This window comes from Micromonospora sp. NPDC049275, from assembly GCF_043197115.1.
GTDB lineage: Bacteria > Actinomycetota > Actinomycetes > Mycobacteriales > Micromonosporaceae > Micromonospora.
The window spans coordinates 133118-148248 of the sequence record NZ_JBICSN010000003.1; the positions used below are offsets into that span (position 1 = coordinate 133118).

14 protein-coding genes are annotated in these 15131 nt (G+C 70.7%); 4 read left to right on the forward strand and 10 right to left on the reverse strand.

Going from position 1 to position 15131, the window contains the following annotated elements; translation table 11 throughout:
* Positions 1 to 21 precede the first annotated feature (21 nt).
* From ACGFIE_RS11125 to ACGFIE_RS11140, 4 genes are read right to left on the reverse strand one after another with little or no spacing between them, the layout of a single operon-like run.
* The gene (locus ACGFIE_RS11125; protein WP_393293434.1) at positions 22 to 2094 is read right to left on the reverse strand and encodes an ABC transporter ATP-binding protein; all 2073 of its coding nucleotides are present in this window, start codon (positions 2092 to 2094) and stop codon (positions 22 to 24) included.
* Positions 2091 to 3824, reverse strand: a complete 1734-nt coding sequence (locus ACGFIE_RS11130; protein WP_393293437.1) for an ABC transporter ATP-binding protein — start codon at positions 3822 to 3824, stop codon at positions 2091 to 2093. The genes ACGFIE_RS11125 and ACGFIE_RS11130 overlap by 4 nt, the downstream gene beginning before the upstream one ends.
* Entirely contained in the window at positions 3818 to 4300 is a 483-nt protein-coding gene (locus tag ACGFIE_RS11135) for a MarR family winged helix-turn-helix transcriptional regulator (protein WP_393293440.1), read from the reverse strand. Before ACGFIE_RS11135 ends, ACGFIE_RS11130 begins: the two co-directional genes overlap by 7 nt.
* Before the next feature lie 25 nt (positions 4301 to 4325).
* The gene (locus ACGFIE_RS11140; protein ID WP_393293443.1) at positions 4326 to 4772 is read right to left on the reverse strand and encodes a DoxX family membrane protein; all 447 of its coding nucleotides are present in this window, start codon (positions 4770 to 4772) and stop codon (positions 4326 to 4328) included.
* A gap of 83 nt (positions 4773 to 4855) precedes the next feature.
* On the opposite strand from ACGFIE_RS11140, the gene ACGFIE_RS11145 reads away from it, so the two are divergent.
* Complete coding sequence (locus tag ACGFIE_RS11145) at positions 4856 to 5452, forward strand: TetR/AcrR family transcriptional regulator (RefSeq protein ID WP_393293446.1); 597 nt, start codon at positions 4856 to 4858, stop codon at positions 5450 to 5452.
* A gap of 127 nt (positions 5453 to 5579) precedes the next feature.
* Here the strand turns inward: ACGFIE_RS11145 and ACGFIE_RS11150 are convergent, their stop codons facing one another.
* The 4 genes from ACGFIE_RS11150 to ACGFIE_RS11165 form a co-directional block, all read right to left on the reverse strand.
* The gene (locus tag ACGFIE_RS11150) at positions 5580 to 6509 is read right to left on the reverse strand and encodes a CU044_5270 family protein (RefSeq protein ID WP_393293448.1); all 930 of its coding nucleotides are present in this window, start codon (positions 6507 to 6509) and stop codon (positions 5580 to 5582) included.
* A gap of 1 nt (position 6510) precedes the next feature.
* Positions 6511 to 7125: an RNA polymerase sigma factor gene (locus tag ACGFIE_RS11155; RefSeq protein WP_393293450.1), complete on the reverse strand. Its 615-nt coding sequence runs from the start codon at positions 7123 to 7125 to the stop codon at positions 6511 to 6513.
* A gap of 222 nt (positions 7126 to 7347) precedes the next feature.
* On the reverse strand, positions 7348 to 8787 hold the full coding sequence (locus ACGFIE_RS11160) for a GuaB1 family IMP dehydrogenase-related protein (protein ID WP_363678445.1): 1440 nt from the start codon (positions 8785 to 8787) through the stop codon (positions 7348 to 7350).
* Positions 8788 to 8895: 108 nt separating this feature from the next.
* Entirely contained in the window at positions 8896 to 10647 is a 1752-nt protein-coding gene (locus ACGFIE_RS11165; RefSeq protein ID WP_393293453.1) for an acetyl/propionyl/methylcrotonyl-CoA carboxylase subunit alpha, read from the reverse strand.
* A gap of 139 nt (positions 10648 to 10786) precedes the next feature.
* On the opposite strand from ACGFIE_RS11165, the gene ACGFIE_RS11170 reads away from it, so the two are divergent.
* The 3 genes from ACGFIE_RS11170 (at position 10787) to ACGFIE_RS11180 (ending at position 13256) form a co-directional block, all read left to right on the forward strand.
* Complete coding sequence (locus ACGFIE_RS11170) at positions 10787 to 11401, forward strand: PadR family transcriptional regulator (RefSeq protein WP_393294619.1); 615 nt, start codon at positions 10787 to 10789, stop codon at positions 11399 to 11401.
* A 121-nt stretch (positions 11402 to 11522) separates the two neighbouring features.
* Complete coding sequence (locus ACGFIE_RS11175; protein WP_355062909.1) at positions 11523 to 12482, forward strand: ATP-binding cassette domain-containing protein; 960 nt, start codon at positions 11523 to 11525, stop codon at positions 12480 to 12482.
* Positions 12483 to 12500: 18 nt separating this feature from the next.
* Positions 12501 to 13256 (forward strand): ABC transporter permease, encoded by a 756-nt coding sequence (locus ACGFIE_RS11180; protein ID WP_363678449.1) that lies wholly within the window; start codon positions 12501 to 12503, stop codon positions 13254 to 13256.
* Between the two features lie 214 nt (positions 13257 to 13470).
* On the opposite strand, the gene ACGFIE_RS11185 is transcribed toward ACGFIE_RS11180, so the two are convergent.
* On the reverse strand, positions 13471 to 14124 hold the full coding sequence (locus ACGFIE_RS11185; RefSeq protein ID WP_363678451.1) for an O-methyltransferase: 654 nt from the start codon (positions 14122 to 14124) through the stop codon (positions 13471 to 13473).
* The gene (locus ACGFIE_RS11190) at positions 14121 to 14921 is read right to left on the reverse strand and encodes a Maf family protein (protein ID WP_393293457.1); all 801 of its coding nucleotides are present in this window, start codon (positions 14919 to 14921) and stop codon (positions 14121 to 14123) included. The genes ACGFIE_RS11185 and ACGFIE_RS11190 overlap by 4 nt, the downstream gene beginning before the upstream one ends.
* Positions 14922 to 15131 lie beyond the last annotated feature (210 nt).

A 15131-nucleotide genomic window follows, 5' to 3' on the forward strand; every position in this document is an offset into this window, starting at 1 on the left:
GGCGCGCACGGCGGTCCGCCCTCAGACCGACGCCGGCTGGGCCCCGGCGGGCGCGGCCGGTTCCTCGTCGACCGCGGCGCCTGTGAACTGCGAGCGGTAGAGCCGGTGGTACGCACCCTGGGCGGCGAGCAACTGCTCGTGGGTGCCCTGCTCGACGATCCGGCCGTCCTCCATCATCAGGATCAGGTCGGCGTCGCGGATGGTGGAGAGCCGGTGCGCGATGACGAAGCTGGTCCGGTCCGAGCGCAGCGCGGCCATCGCCCGCTGGAGCAGCACCTCGGTGCGGGTGTCCACCGAGCTGGTCGCCTCGTCCAGGATCAGCAGGGACGGTTCGGCCAGGAACGCCCGGGCGATGGTGATGAGCTGCTTCTCGCCGGCGCTGACGTTGCTGCCCTCCTCGTCGATGACCGTGTCGTAGCCCTCCGGCAGGCTGCGCACGAACCGGTCCACGAAGGTGGCCCGGGCCGCGGCGACGATCTCCTCCTCGGTCGCGTCCGGCCGGCCGTACGCGATGTTGTCGCGGATGGTGCCGCCGAAGAGCCACGTGTCCTGGAGCACCATGCCGATGCGGCCGCGCAGGTCGTCGCGGCGCATCGTGGTGATGTCCACGCCGTCGAGCGTGATCCGGCCGGCGTCCAGCTCGTAGAACCGCATGACCAGGTTGACCAGGGTCGTCTTGCCGGCGCCTGTCGGGCCGACGATGGCAACCGTGTGCCCCGGCTCGGCGACCAGCGACAGGTCGTCGATCAGCGGCTTGTCCGGCGTGTACCGGAAGGAGACGTGCTCGAACTCGACCCGCCCGTGCGGGTCGACGACCCGGGCCGGCTCGACCGGGTCGGGGCTCTGCTCGTCGGCGTCGAGCACCGCGAAGACGCGCTCGGCCGACGCCACCCCGGACTGGAGCAGGTTGGCCATCGAGGCGAGCTGGGTCAGCGGCTGGGTGAACTGGCGGGAGTACTGGATGAACGCCTGCACGTCGCCGAGGCTCATCGTCCCGGAGGCCACCCGCAGCCCGCCGACCACGGCGATCGCCACGTAGCTCAGGTTTCCGATGAACATCATCGACGGCATGATGATCCCGGAGACGAATTGGGCGCCGAAGCTGGCCCGGAACAGCTCGTCGTTCTTCGCGTGGAACTCGGCCTCCACCTCGCGCTGCCGGCCGAAGACCTTGACCAGCTCGTGACCGGTGTACGCCTCCTCGATCTGGCCGTTCAGCTCGCCTGTGTGCTTCCACTGGGCGATGAACTGCTGCTGGGAGCGCTTGGCGATGCGCTGGGTGACAAGCACCGACAGCGGTACGGCGACCAGGGCGACCAGGGCCAGCAGCGGTGAGATCCAGAACATCACGACAAGCACGCCGACCACGGTCAGCAGCGAGGTGAGCAGCTGGCTCAGGGTCTGCTGGAGGCTCGTCGAGATGTTGTCGATGTCGTTCGTGACCCGGCTGAGCAGCTCACCGCGCGGCTGCCTGTCGAAGTAGGGCAGCGGCAGCCGGTTGAGCTTCTCCTCCACCTCGGCGCGCAGCCGCAGCACGGTGCGCTGGACCACCCCGTTGAGCAGCCAGCCCTGCCACCACGACAGCACGCTCGACGCCAGGTAGAGCCCGAGCGCCAGCAGCAGCACCCGGCGCAGCGCGTCGAAGTCGATGCCCACGCCGGGAACCACGTCCATCCGGGCCAGCATGTCGGCGAAGCTGTCGTTGCCGCTGGCCCGCGCCGCCGCGACGGCCTGCTCGGTGGTCGTGCCCGGGGCGAGTCGCCGACCGATCACCCCACTGAAGATCAGGTCGGTGGCGTGGCCGAGGATCTTCGGGCCGGCCACGCTGAACCCGACGCTCACCACGGCGAGGGTGATGATCGCGCTCAGGTGCAGCCGGTGCGGGCGCAGCCGACCGAGCAACCGGCGGGCCGACGGCCCGAAGTTCATCGACTTCTCGGCGGGCATCCCGGCGCTCATCCAGGGCGGGCCGCCGCCCGGGCGGCCGGCAGGCAGCCGCTTTGGCGTCGGAGCGCCGGCGCCGGGTTGCTGCGCGTCGCCGCCCGGCTTCTGACTGGGTACGGTCGCGGTCCGCGACTCGTCCGGCTCGCTCATGCCGCCACCTCCGTCGTCTGCTGGGAAGCCACGATCTCGGCGTACGTCGGGCAGGTCTCCAACAACTCCGCATGTCGTCCCACTCCGACGACCCCTCCGTTCTCGAGCACGATGATCTGGTCGGCGTCGACGATCGTGGACACCCGCTGGGCCACGATCACCACCGCCGACTGCGCGGTGACCGGCCGCAACGCCGCCCGCAGCCGTGCATCGGTGCCGAGGTCCAGCGCGGAGAACGAGTCGTCGAAGAGGTAGATCTCCGGCTGCCGGACCAGGGCCCGAGCGATGGCCAGGCGTTGCCGCTGCCCACCGGAGACGGTGCTGCCGCCCTGGGCGATCGGCGCGTCCAGACCGCCGGGCATCTGCGCCACGAAGTCGCGGGCCTGGGCGATCTCCAGCGCCGCCCACAGCTCCTCGTCGGTGGCGTCCGGGTTGCCGTAGCGCAGGTTGCTGGCAACCGTGCCGGTGAACAGGTACGGCCGCTGCGGCACCAGGCCGATGCGCCGCCACAGCTCGTCGGGTTCCAGCTCGCGGACGTCCACCCCGTCGACAAGCACCGCGCCGCCGGTGACGTCGACCAGGCGGGGGATGAGCGACAGTAGCGTCGTCTTGCCCGCGCCGGTGCTGCCGATGATCGCCGTGGTGGTGCCCGGGGTGGCGGTGAAGGAGATGTCGCGCAGCACCGGCTCGACCGCGCCCGGGTACTGGAAGCGCACCCCGCGCAGCTCCAACTCGGCCCGGGTGGGCAGGTCGCTGACCGGGGTGGCGGCGGGGACCACCGAGGAGTCGGTGTCCAGCACCTCGACGATCCGCTCGGCGCAGACCGCGGCCCGGGGCACCATCATCAGCATGAAGGTGGCCATCATCACGGCCATCAGGATCTGCATCAGGTACTGCAGGAACGCGGTGAGCGCGCCGATCTCGATCGCACCCGAGTCGACACGCTGCGCGCCGAACCAGAGGACCGCCACGCTGGACACGTTCAGCACCAGCATGACCACCGGGAAGATCAACGCCAACAACCGTCCGGTACGCAGGGCGGTGGCGGTCAGGTCGGCGTTGGCGACACCGAATCGGTCCGTCTCGTACGGCTCGCGGACGAACGCGCGGACCACCCGGATCCCGGTGATCTGCTCCCGCAGCACCCGGTTGACCGTGTCGATCCGGGTCTGCATCAGCCGGAAGCCCGGCACCATCCGCCTGATGATCGCGCTCAGCGCGACGGCCAGCACCGGCACGCTGACCAGCATCAGCCAGGAGAGCCCGATGTCCTCGCGCAGCGCCATGAACACGCCGCCGACGCTCATGATCGGGGCGGCGACCAGCATGGTGCAGCTCATCAGCACGAGCATCTGCACCTGTTGCACGTCGTTGGTGTTGCGAGTGATGAGCGACGGTGCGCCGAACCGGGCCACCTCGCGGGCGGAGAAGCGGTTGACGTGCGCGAACAGCCGGGCGCGGACGTCCCGGCCGAAGCCCATCGCCGTCCGGGCGCCGAGGTAGACGGCGGCGATCGAGCAGATGATCTGGACCAGGCTGACCAGCAGCATCCAGCCGCCGGTGTGCACGATGTAGCCGGTGTCGCCCCGGGCCACGCCCTTGTCGATGATGTCCGCGTTGAGGCTGGGCAGGTAGAGCGAGGCCATGGTGCCCACGAACTGGAGCAGCACCACTGCCAGCAGCGGTCGTTTGTAGGTGCGCAGTTGACCGCGCAACAGTCGGATCAGCACGACGGTTCCTTCGCGTCGGTGGGTCGTCCGGTCATCCGCGGGTCGTCCCCGCTGGCGATGACCTCGAGCAGGAACTCCCGGATCACCTGGGCCTTCGCCGGGTCGGCGTCGACCGAGGTGATGGGGCGCCCGGAGTGGATCATGGAGGTGAGTCTCGCCAGCCGCTCCCGCCCGGCGGGGGTGATGGCGAGTCGGATGCTGCGCCTGTCGTTGTCGTCGCGCTGCCGCTCGACAAGCCCGTCGCGGGCCAGCGTGTCCACGATGCCGGTCAGGGTCGCCGGGCGGACGAAGCCCATCTCGGCGACCTCGCGGTGCGGCAGCTCACCGTGTCGGGCGAGCGTTATCAGGGTCACCATGCCGGCATGGGTGAGGCCGTGCTCCTCGGCGAGGTACCGGTTCCACCGCTGCTCGACGAGGTGCCCGGCCACCAGCAGCAGCCGGCCGAGCGGCGCGTCCTGGAGGGTCACGAGTTCCACGAGGCGTACCTTAGCTCCCTGATAGTCAGGGGCCAAACGAAATAGCCGCAGCCGTGGCCAGGAACACGATCTGCAGGAGCGTGCGCTGTGGAAGCGGGGTCACCGGGCGTCCGGCGAGGGTCAGCTTCCGGCGGGCGGCCGAGACGTTGGCGGGGAACATCGCGAGCATGAGCAGGCCGAGCCCGGCCGCAGCCAGTCGGGAGGTCGCCGGGATCAGTAGCCCGACGGCGCCCGCCAGCTCCAGCGCGCCGGTGAGGGTGACCAGCAGGTCCGGCTGCGGCAGGCGGGGCGGAACCATCGCGATCAGGTCGGCGCGGCGTCGACCGGCGAAGTGCGCGAGGCCGGTCACCACGAACAGCAGGGCCAACCCGACCCGGAGTGCGGGGTGCCAGCCGTCGAGGGCGGCGACGCCGACCAGGCCGGCCAGCCGGGCCAGCGCGGTGCCGACGATCAGGGCGATCAGGGGTGCCATCGAAATCCTCCTCGGGGAAACTTGTCACTGGCAAGATTGCCCGTCGAGTGGAATCTTGTCAATGGCAAGATAGGATTCCGGGCATGACCGAGACGCGCGGATACCATCACGGGGACCTCCGTCGCACGCTGCTCGCGGCGGCGCTCGACGCCATCGAGGAGGACGGGTCGGCGGTGCTCAGCCTGCGCGACCTGGCTCGGCGGGCCGGCGTCTCGCACGCCGCGCCCGCCCACCACTTCGGCGACAAGGCCGGCCTGCGTACGGCGCTCGCCATTCAGGGCTTCGACCTGCTGACCCAGGCGCTGGCCGCGGCGGGCGACGACCTGCTGGCCGCCGGCGTCGCGTACGTCGATTTCGCGGTAGCGCACCGCGCGCACTTCGAGGTGATGTTCCGGCCCGAGCTGTACCGGGCCGACGACCCCGAGCTGATCGCCGCACGGGGCCGGGCCAGGGCCGCGCTGCGTGCCGGGGTGGCCACGTTGCCCACCAGCGGGACGCCTACCGACACCGACCGGGACGCGTTGGCGGCCTGGTCGATCGCGCACGGCTTCGCGACCCTCTGGCTGGCCGGGGCGCTCCCGGGCCGAGTGGGCGACAACCCCCGGGACGCGGCCCGCGAAGTCCTGAGCCGCCTAGCGCGCGAACCGTTCCAACCGGACCAGCCGATTGCCGGAAAATGATCATCCAGCGAGGGTCATCGCGCCTGATTCCCTCGCTCGCCCCGCGCCGGCAGCCGCTCTGCTCTCGGCTGCCGGCGCCGGCAGCCACCGGGCGGGCGCCCCGAGGCGCCCGCCCGTCCGGGCAAGATCAGAGTGTTTGACCGACTCGGTCGACGATGGCGAGAGCCAGCACGGCCGACGATCCCGCCGACCCACCCACGCCGAGGAAGGCGTAGGTCTCGGAATGGAAGACCAGCACGATCTGTCCCGGGCCGCCCGTCGACGACCAGGCGATCCCGATACCCGATCGGCCTGCGCCGTCCTTGGCGTGCTCCACAGCCCGCAGGCCCGGCGTCGCCGCTGCCGCCTCGTAGAGCGCCGCACGTGATCGAGGGCGTAGGTAGCCGTCGCTGAGGTAGTTGAGGACGTCCTTGCCGGCAGCATTGGCGTCACCCGGTTCACCGCTGCGGTTCTTCGTCAGGAAGGCCCGCATGGCGGCGGCGTCGGTGGGCACGTCGGCACGGTAGGCGGGCGTTGGAATGCACCGCTCGGTCTCGCCCGGCACCACCTGGCCGCCCTTGGTCACCGCGGACCTTCCGTTCCGGCAGCCGGGCAGGATGGTCTCCGTGCGGCCATCGGCAGAGGTCTCGATGATCAGACCGTCCCGGACTCCGTCCACCGACTGCCAACTTTCCCGGATTTCCGCACCCTCCTGGCTGCGTGAGTAGACAAACTGATCCGGCCGGGGATTGACATCGGGCAGCTCCAGCGCAGCGGCCGCCGCGTTCCGGAGAACCTGGGCCGCATCGGCCCGGGCGGCCGGCGTGCTGCCACCGAGCCGGTCCGGGGCAAGGACCAGTACGGCAGTCAGCGACGCAGCCACGCTGGCCGCCGCCACCCCGCTGAGCACGAGCCGCCAAACGGGCTGCCGCGAGCGGGGAGGCGCCGGAAGTACGGTCGTCGAAACGGGTACGGAGGCCAGGGTGGTCATCGCGGTCGTCAGCCGGGTACGGGCCGGCTCCAATCGCTCGATCGTCGGCAGCCCGGTCTCGCCACCGAGTTGCTGGAGCAGCCGCATCTCATCCATTGCTCAGTGCCTCCTTGATCGTGCCGGCCGGTTCGCCGCCCAACCGCTCACGGAGCAGCCGGCGGGCTCGGTTGAGTCGTGATCGCACGGTTCCGACCGGAATCGTCAGAGCGGCGGCAACCTCGTCGTAGGTCAGGTCCTCCCACGCGACCAGCAGCAACACGTCGCGGTCTCCGTCGGAGAGCACGGCCAACGCGTCCAGAAGGAGCCGACGTAGCGATTGCGCGGTCACCACACTGGCGACCCGGTCGGCGTGCTCCGTCTCGCTCGTCGGGGGGACGTACGCCTGCCGTAGCCGGTACTCCCGTTCCTCATTGCGCCAGTGTTGGCTGACGATGTTGGTGGCGATCCCATACAGCCATGGCCGGGCGTTCGAGTGGGTGACGTCGAATCGATCCCGACGACGAAACCCCGCGAGAAACGTCTCAGCAACCAGGTCGTCCGCCACCGGCACGCCGAGACGACGGGCCAGGTAACGATGGATGTGCGGCGCGTGTCGGTCGAAGATGACCGAGAAGATCTCCGGTTCCTGCACGGACCGGGCGATAATCGCTCCGTCCGCCATCGCACCGACATCGACATCATTTGCTCGCCGCAGGTGCCTCATCTGGAGCCTTTCGCGGAGCGGGATGGGTCACCTGTTATCCGCGTCCGGCGGCCAAACGGTTCATGGGCGGCGCGAGCAGCGCCGGCACGGCGCAGGTCGATCCCGCTCGCCGCGCAGCTCTCGGCACGCGGGCGCGTCGTTCATGGAGTGGTGGTGGTTTCACCCATTGCCGCCCGTCGAACGAGGCGGCGCAACTCCATCGTGACGCAGGCGGGGCCGGGGTCACCAGCTCGTGGGCAGGGGCATTCCCTCGGTGAAACCGGCGGCGCTCTGCACGCCGACGATCGCCCGCTCGTGGAACTGCGTCAGGTTGCGTGCGCCGGCGTAGGTGAACGCGCTGCGTACCCCGGCGATGATCTCGTCGATCAGGTCCTCGACGCCGGGCCGGGTGGGGTCCAGATACATCCGGGCCGAGGAGATGCCCTCCTCGAACACCGCCTTGCGGGCCCGGTCGTACGGGCTGTCGTCGGCGGTACGGGCGCTTACCGCGCGCGCCGAGGCCATCCCGAAGCTCTCCTTGTACCGCCGGCCGTCCGGCTCGGTGTAGAGGTCGCCGGGGGACTCGTAGGTGCCGGCGAACCAGGAGCCGATCATCACGTTCGACGCGCCGGCGGCGAGCGCGAGCGCCACGTCGCGGGGGTGCCGGACGCCGCCGTCGGCCCAGACGTGCCGACCCAGCTCACGGGCCGCCGTCGAGCAGTCGAGCACTGCGGAGAACTGCGGCCGACCCACTCCGGTCATCATCCGGGTGGTGCACATCGCGCCCGGCCCGACACCCACCTTGATGATGTCGGCGCCCGCATCGACCAGGTCGCGGACGCCCTCGGCGGTGACCACGTTGCCGGCCGCCACCGGTACGCCCGGGTCCAGCTTGCGGACCGCCCGCAACGCCGAGATCATCCGCTCCTGGTGACCGTGCGCGGTGTCCACGACAAGCGTGTCCACGCCCGCCTCCAGCAGCGCGGCGGCCTTGCCGGTGACGTCGCCGTTGATCCCGACCGCCGCCGCGATGCGCAGCCGACCCCTGTCGTCGACGGCAGGCGTGTAGAGGGTGGCCCGTAGCGCGCCCTGCCGGGTCAACACCCCGACCAGCCGGCCGTCCGCGTCCACCACCGGAGCGAGCCGGCGTCGACCGGCGGAGAGCAGGTCGAAGCCGGTTCGCGGGTCCGCGTCCGCCGGCACGGTGTGCAGCTCGGTGGACATCACGTGCCGCAGTTGGGCGAACCGGTCCACACCCAGGGTGTCCGCCTCGGTGACCACACCCACCGGCCGACCGACCTCGTCGACCACTATCACCGCGCCGTGCGACCGCTTCGGCAGCAGGTGGATGGCGTCGCCGACGGTCTCGGTGGGGCCCAGGGTGATGGGCGTGTCGTAGACCAGGTGCCGCTGCTTGACCCAGGCGACGACGTTCGCGACGACCTCGATCGGGATGTCCTGCGGGATCACGGCGATCGCACCGCGCCGGGCCACCGTCTCGGCCATCCGCCGCCCGGCGACCGCCGTCATGTTCGACACCACCAGCGGGATGGTGGTGCCGGTGCCGTCGCCGGTGGACAGGTCCACGTCCAGCCGGGAGCCGAGGTCGGAGCGGGCCGGCGCCATGAAGACGTCGGTATAGGTCAGGTCGTGCGCGGGGGCCGCGCCGTGAAGGAACCGCACCCGGCCATCATTCCCGGCCCCGGCCGCCCGCGCCCGCCTCGGTGCCGCAAACCACCCCCACCGCACTCCCGGCGGCGGGACGAAGTATCCGGGTCTGGGGCAAAGGCCTCAGGAGATGGTGCAGATGGGCGCCCCGGCGGTGATCACGGCGCCCACCTCGGCGGTGAGCCCGCTGACCGTACCCGCCTTGTGGGCGTGCAGCGGCTGCTCCATCTTCATCGCCTCCAGCACCACCACGAGGTCGCCCTCGGCCACCGCGTCGCCCTCGGCGACCGCGATCTTGACGATGGTGCCCTGCATGGGAGACGTGAGCGCGTCGCCGCCGACAGGTACGCCCGCCGTGGCCCCGCCCCCGCGCCGGGTCGGCTTACGGGAGGTGGGTGCCGCGGTGGTCGTACTCCCGCCGAAGCCGGCGGGGAGGCTGACCTCGAGGCGCTTGCCGCCGACCTCGACCACGACGGTGTCGCGTTCCGCCGGCGCCTCGGCGGCGCCGGCGGCGGCGGCGAACGGCGGCACGGTGTTGTGGAACTCGGTCTCGATCCACCTGGTGTGCACGGTGAACGGTTCGGCGGTGAACGCCTCGTCCCGCACGACCAGCCGGTGGAACGGCAGCGCGGTGGCCATCCCGTCGACGACCATCTCGTCCAGCGCGCGGCGGGCGCGCTCCAGCGCCTCGGTCCGCGTCTCACCGACGATGATCACCTTGGCCAGCAGCGAGTCGAAGTTGCCGCCGATCACGTCGCCGGCCGAGATGCCGGTGTCCACCCGGACGCCCGGGCCGCTGGGCAGGCGCAACGTGGTGACGGTGCCCGGCGCGGGCAGGAAGTTGCGGCCCGGGTCCTCGCCGTTGATGCGGAACTCGATGGCGTGCCCGCGCGGCGTCGGGTCCTCGGTGATCCGCAGCTTGTCGCCGTCGGCGATCCGGAACTGCTCGCGGACCAGGTCGATGCCGGCGGTCTCCTCGGTGACCGGGTGCTCGACCTGGAGCCGGGTGTTGACCTCCAGGAAGGAGATCGTGCCGTCCTTGCCGACCAGGTACTCCACCGTGCCGGCGCCGTGGTAGCCGGCCTCCCGGCAGATCGCCTTGGCACTGTCGTGGATCTGGGCACGCTGGGCGTCGGTGAGGAACGGCGCGGGCGCCTCCTCCACGAGCTTCTGGTGCCGGCGCTGCAGGGAGCAGTCCCGGGTGCCCACCACGATCACGTTGCCGTGCTGGTCGGCGAGGACCTGCGCCTCGACGTGCCGGGGCTGGTCCAGGTAGCGCTCGACGAAGCACTCGCCCCGGCCGAACGCCGCGACCGCCTCGCGGGTGGCCGACTCGAAGAGCTGGGGGATCTCCTCCATGGTCCGGGCGACCTTGAGGCCGCGCCCGCCACCGCCGAACGCGGCCTTGATGGCGACCGGCAGCCCGTGGTCGACGGCGAACGCCATCACCTCGTCCGGGCTGCCCACCGGGTCCGGGGTGCCGGGGACAAGCGGGGCGCCGGCGCGCTGGGCGATGTGCCGGGCGGTCACCTTGTCGCCCAGGTCGCGGATCGCCTGCGGGGTGGGGCCGATCCAGGTCAGCCCGGCGTCGATGACCGCCTGGGCGAAGTCGGCGTTCTCGCTGAGGAAGCCATACCCCGGGTGTACGGCGTCGGCGCCGGCCCGGGAGGCGACGTCGAGCAGCTTGTCGATGCGCAGGTACGTCTCGGTCGCGCTGTCCCCGCCGAGCGCGTACGCCTCGTCCGCGAGCGTCGCGTGCAGGGCGTCCCGGTCGGAGTCCGCGTACACGGCGACGCTGCCCAGGCCGGCGTCACGGCAGGCGCGGATGACCCGGACGGCGATCTCGCCGCGGTTGGCGATGAGTACCTTGCGCACCTTCGTGGCTCCTCCCGGCAGGTTACTGACGGGGAGTGTATCGGCCACGTGTGGTGGCCCTAACGATCGCTCAGTGTGGGATGGGGCACTGAGTTTAGTCAAACTTGCCTATTACGCTTGCTGGGTGTCTGCGACTCGGATGATGATTCTCGGCCTGGTGCGGTGGATGCAGCCCGTGCACGGGTACGACGTGCGCCGCGAGCTGTTGAGCTGGAGCGCCGACAAGTGGGCGAACGTGCAGCCCGGCTCGATCTACCACGCGTTGCGCAAGCTCACCGAGGAGGGGCTGCTCCGCGCCGTCGCCACCGAGCAGGTCGGTGCCCGTCCGGCCCGGACCACCTACGAGGTGACCACCAAGGGCGAGGACGAGTTCGAGACGCTGCTGCGCAACTTCTGGTGGAACCTCAGCGAACCGTCCGACCCGTTCGCGGTGGCCTTCTCCTTTCTGCCGGCCATGCCGCGGGCCGAGGCCGCCGCGGCCCTGCGTAACCGTGCCAATCTGCTGCGGGCCGGCGTCGAGTCGATGCGTGCATCCCTCGAGTCGGACTGGGTGCGTAACCGCAAGCCGGTGCACGTGGGTTGGATGTTCGAGCTGTGGGCGGTGCGGGCCGAGGCGGAGATGGGGTGGTGCGAGCGGATCGCGGAGCGGATCGACTCCGGAGTGTCGTACCTACCTGCTGAGCTGGAGAACGTCGAGGGCTGGTCGGGGTGGAAGGACGGCCCTGAGGCCACCAGGCCGAGCGCGGCGGAATAATCAACGTTGACTAAAAGAGTTATATCGCGTTAGCCTGCTGGCGGCACAGCGGGGGAGTGCGCCGTCCGGCGTCGTCCCACTCGACGGCCGGCACCGCCGGCCCGACCGACCAGGAGCAGAAATGATCGAGACCAGGGGGCTGCGGAAGTCGTTCCGCTCCCGCGCGGGTCGAGAGACGAAGACGGTTGACGCCGTGCGGGGCGTCAACCTCCAGGTCGCCGAGGGCGAGATCTTCGGCTTCCTCGGCCCCAACGGCGCCGGCAAGACCACCACGCTGCGGATGCTCGCCACGCTTATCGAGCCGGACGGCGGCGAGGCCACCATCGCCGGGGCCGACCTCCGCAAGGATCCGGCGGAGGTGCGGCGTCGCATCGGGTACGTCCCGCAGGGCGGCAGTACGTGGGACGAGTCCACCGCCCGCGAGGAGCTGGTCCTGCACGCCCGCATGTACGGCATCGGCAAGGCCGACGCGCAGCAACGCGCGGCTCGCGCGCTGGACGCCTTCCAGCTCACCGAGTACGCCGACCGCAAGTGCAAGACCTACTCCGGCGGTCAGCGCCGGCGCGTCGAGATCGCGCTCGGCATCATCCACGAGCCGAAGATCGTCTTCCTGGACGAGCCGACCACAGGCCTCGACCCGCAGAGCCGCGCCCACATGTGGGACGAGATCCGGCGACTGCGCAGCGACGGCATGACCGTCTTCATCACCACGCACTACCTCGACGAGGCCGACGCGCTCTGCGACCGGATCGCGATCATGGACAACGGCGAGGTCGTCGCCGAGGGCACCCCGGCCGAGCTCAAGCGGGAGATCTCCGGCGACGTCGTGCTCGTCGGTCTCGATCTGGCCGCCACCCCGCAGGCCGCCCAGGCGCTCGACGGCGAGCCGTACGTCAACAAGCTGGAGACCGCCGACGAGGGCGGCCTGCGCCTCTACGTCGACGAGGGCGCCACCGCCATTCCCCAGGTGCTGCGCCGACTCGACCACGCCGGGCTGGAGCTGCGCTCGATCGAGCTGCACCGCCCCAGCCTGGACGACGTCTTCCTCACCAAGACCGGCCGCTCGCTGCGCGAGTCCTGACCACCGGAGAGACGACTCATGAAATTCGCCCGTGACACGTGGCTGATCTTCCAGCGGCAGATCCAGCTCCTGCTGCGCAACCCGGTCTGGGTCTTCGTCGGCGTGTTCCAGCCGGTGATGTACCTGCTGCTCTTCGCCCCGCTGCTCAAGCCCGCCCTGAACGCGCCCACCCAGGCCGCCGCCTACAAGATCTTCGTACCGGGTCTGCTGGTGCTGCTGGCCATCTTCGGCGGCCTGTTCCAGGGCTTCGGCCTGATCGCCGAACTGCGTGCCGGTGTGATCGAACGCTCCCGCGTCACCCCGATCAGCCGGCTCGCGCTACTGCTCGGCCGCTCGTTGCGCGACGTGGTCTCGCTCATCGTGCAGGCGGTCATCATCACCCTGCTGGCGCTCCTGTTCGACCTGCGGGTGTTCATCGGTGACCTGCTGCTCGCGTACCTCATGCTCGCCCTCATCGCGCTCATGACCTCGGCCGTCTCGTACGGCGTCGCACTCAAGGTCAAGAGCGAGGACGCCCTCGCCCCACTGATGAACACCGTGGCGCAGCCGGTGCTGCTGCTCTCCGGCATCCTGCTCCCGCTGACCTTCGCACCGGGCTGGTTGCAGGGCATCGCCGACTGGAATCCGTTCTCCTGGGCGGTCGACGGCACCCGCGCGCTCTTCGCCGGCGACCTGGGCAGCGACAAGGTCTGGCAGGGCCTCAGCATCACCGCGGTCCTCGCCGCGCTGGGGGTCTTCTGGGCCGCCCGCCAGTTCGCCCGCAGCGTCCGCTGACGTCTTTGAACATCGGGGTGCCCCTCGTCCGGGGCACCCCGATTCCATGCTGTCCGGCTGTCGGCGCTCGCTCCGTGGTGCGCGGCGTTCCGCGCGGCCTTTCGGTGCTGCGCGGTGCCGGGCGGTGCTGCGCGGTGCCGGGCGGTGCTGCGCGGTGCCGCGCGATGCTGGGTGGTGCCGCGCGATGCTGGGCGGTGCGGGGTGGTCGCGACGGTCAGTGCACGCGGGCGAGGGTGAGCCCGTCGGCGATCGGCAGCATCACCGGGTCGACCCGCACGTCGGCGAGCACCTCGTCGTTGAAGGCGGCGATCGCCCGGTCGTTCGCGTCCCGCGGGGCGAGCACCCGTCCGCCGCGCAGCACGTTGTCGACGGCGATCACCCCGCCCGGTCGCATCCGGGGCACCAGCTCGGCCCAGTAGACCGGGTACCCGGTCTTGTCCGCGTCGATGAACGCGAAGTCCAGGTGACGCTCGTGCGGCAACTCCCGCAGCGTCTCGCCGGCCGGGCCGATGCGCAGGTCGATGCGATCCTGCACGCCCGCACGGGCCCAGTACCGCCTGGCGATGCCGGTGAACTCCTCGGAGATGTCGAAGCAGGTCAGCCGCCCGCCCTCGGGCAACCCCCGGGCGATGGCCAGCGCCGACAACCCGGTGAACGTGCCCACCTCGACGGCCTGCCGTACGTTCAGCAGCCGGGTCAGGAACGTCAGGAACGCGGCCTGCTCCGGCGCCACCTGCATGGTGGCGTGCTCAGGCAGCACCGACCGGGTCTCCTCGGCCAGATCCCGAATGATCTCGTCCGGTGGGGCGCCGTGCGCGACCAGGTAGGCATGCAACTCGTCGGTGAGCGGGATCGACTTGGTGGTCATGAACGGACGTTACCGAGCGGCTCGACCGATTGACCGCCAGGCGCGACAGTTGTCCACAGGTCGGTGATCTGCAGACCCAGTTCGGCGAGGAGTCGCCGCAGCAGCGGCATCGACAGCCCGACGACAGTCCCCGGGTCACCCTCGATCCGTTCCACGAACGGCCCGCCCAACCCATCGATCGTGAACGCGCCGGCCACCGCCAGCGGCTCGCCGGTGGCAACGTACGCGGCGATCTCGTCGTCGCTGATGTCCGCAAAGTGGACTGTCGTCGAGGCAACCGCCTCCGCGCGCCGCCCGGTGGCACCGTCGATCAGGCAGTGCCCACTGTGCAGGACGCCACTGCGGCCCCGCATCCGCAGCCAGCGCCGGGTGGCGTCCGCCGGATCCGCCGGTTTGCCGAGGATCTCCCCGTCGAACGCGAGCACCGAGTCGCAGCCGATGATCAGCGTCCGCTGCCCGGTCCCGCTGTCGGTGTTGGTGTTGGTGCTGGTGCTGGTGCTGGTGCTGGTGCTGGTGCCTGCCGTGCTGGTGCCTGCGATGCCGGTGCTGTTGGTGGTCGCGGAGGAGGTGGTGGCTGGCCCGTTCGCCGTGGCGGCCGGACTCAGCCGGGCCAGCACTGCCTGGGCCTTGAGCCGAGCCAGTTCCAGGCACAGATCCTCGGCCCGATCGGCCACGACCACGGATTCGTCCACCCCGCTGACCAGCACGTCAGGCTCGATGCCAGCGGCCTGAAGAGACTTGCGACGAGCGGGGCTGGCCGAGGCGAGCACGAGGCGGAGCGGCAGAGAGTCAGACACCCGCCCGACGTTACCGGCTCACCACCCACCACACGGTTCCACCCGGCCGCCTCGCGCGCTCCTCCTGCCCGCGCGACGCCATGCCCTTGATCCAGCGCGACGCCATGCCCTTGATCCACTCCACATCGCCGATATCGGCCCATCAATCACCAACGAAAGCCCCATATCGCCGACATGGAGCTGATCAGCCCACTCTCCCCACCGTGATCC

What these genes read in the sequence shown, in the direction of transcription:
- ACGFIE_RS11125 (WP_393293434.1), bottom strand. Translation starts at nt 2,094, where the DNA reads ATGAGCGAGCCGGACGAGTCGCGGACCGCGACCGTACCCAGTCAGAAG.
- ACGFIE_RS11140 (WP_393293443.1), bottom strand. Translation starts at nt 4,772, where the DNA reads ATGGCACCCCTGATCGCCCTGATCGTCGGCACCGCGCTGGCCCGGCTG.
- ACGFIE_RS11145 (WP_393293446.1), top strand. Translation starts at nt 4,856, where the DNA reads ATGACCGAGACGCGCGGATACCATCACGGGGACCTCCGTCGCACGCTG.
- ACGFIE_RS11150 (WP_393293448.1), bottom strand. Translation starts at nt 6,509, where the DNA reads ATGCGGCTGCTCCAGCAACTCGGTGGCGAGACCGGGCTGCCGACGATC.
- ACGFIE_RS11155 (WP_393293450.1), bottom strand. Translation starts at nt 7,125, where the DNA reads ATGAGGCACCTGCGGCGAGCAAATGATGTCGATGTCGGTGCGATGGCG.
- ACGFIE_RS11170 (WP_393294619.1), top strand. Translation starts at nt 10,787, where the DNA reads ATGATGATTCTCGGCCTGGTGCGGTGGATGCAGCCCGTGCACGGGTAC.
- ACGFIE_RS11175 (WP_355062909.1), top strand. Translation starts at nt 11,523, where the DNA reads ATGATCGAGACCAGGGGGCTGCGGAAGTCGTTCCGCTCCCGCGCGGGT.
- ACGFIE_RS11180 (WP_363678449.1), top strand. Translation starts at nt 12,501, where the DNA reads ATGAAATTCGCCCGTGACACGTGGCTGATCTTCCAGCGGCAGATCCAG.
- ACGFIE_RS11185 (WP_363678451.1), bottom strand. Translation starts at nt 14,124, where the DNA reads ATGACCACCAAGTCGATCCCGCTCACCGACGAGTTGCATGCCTACCTG.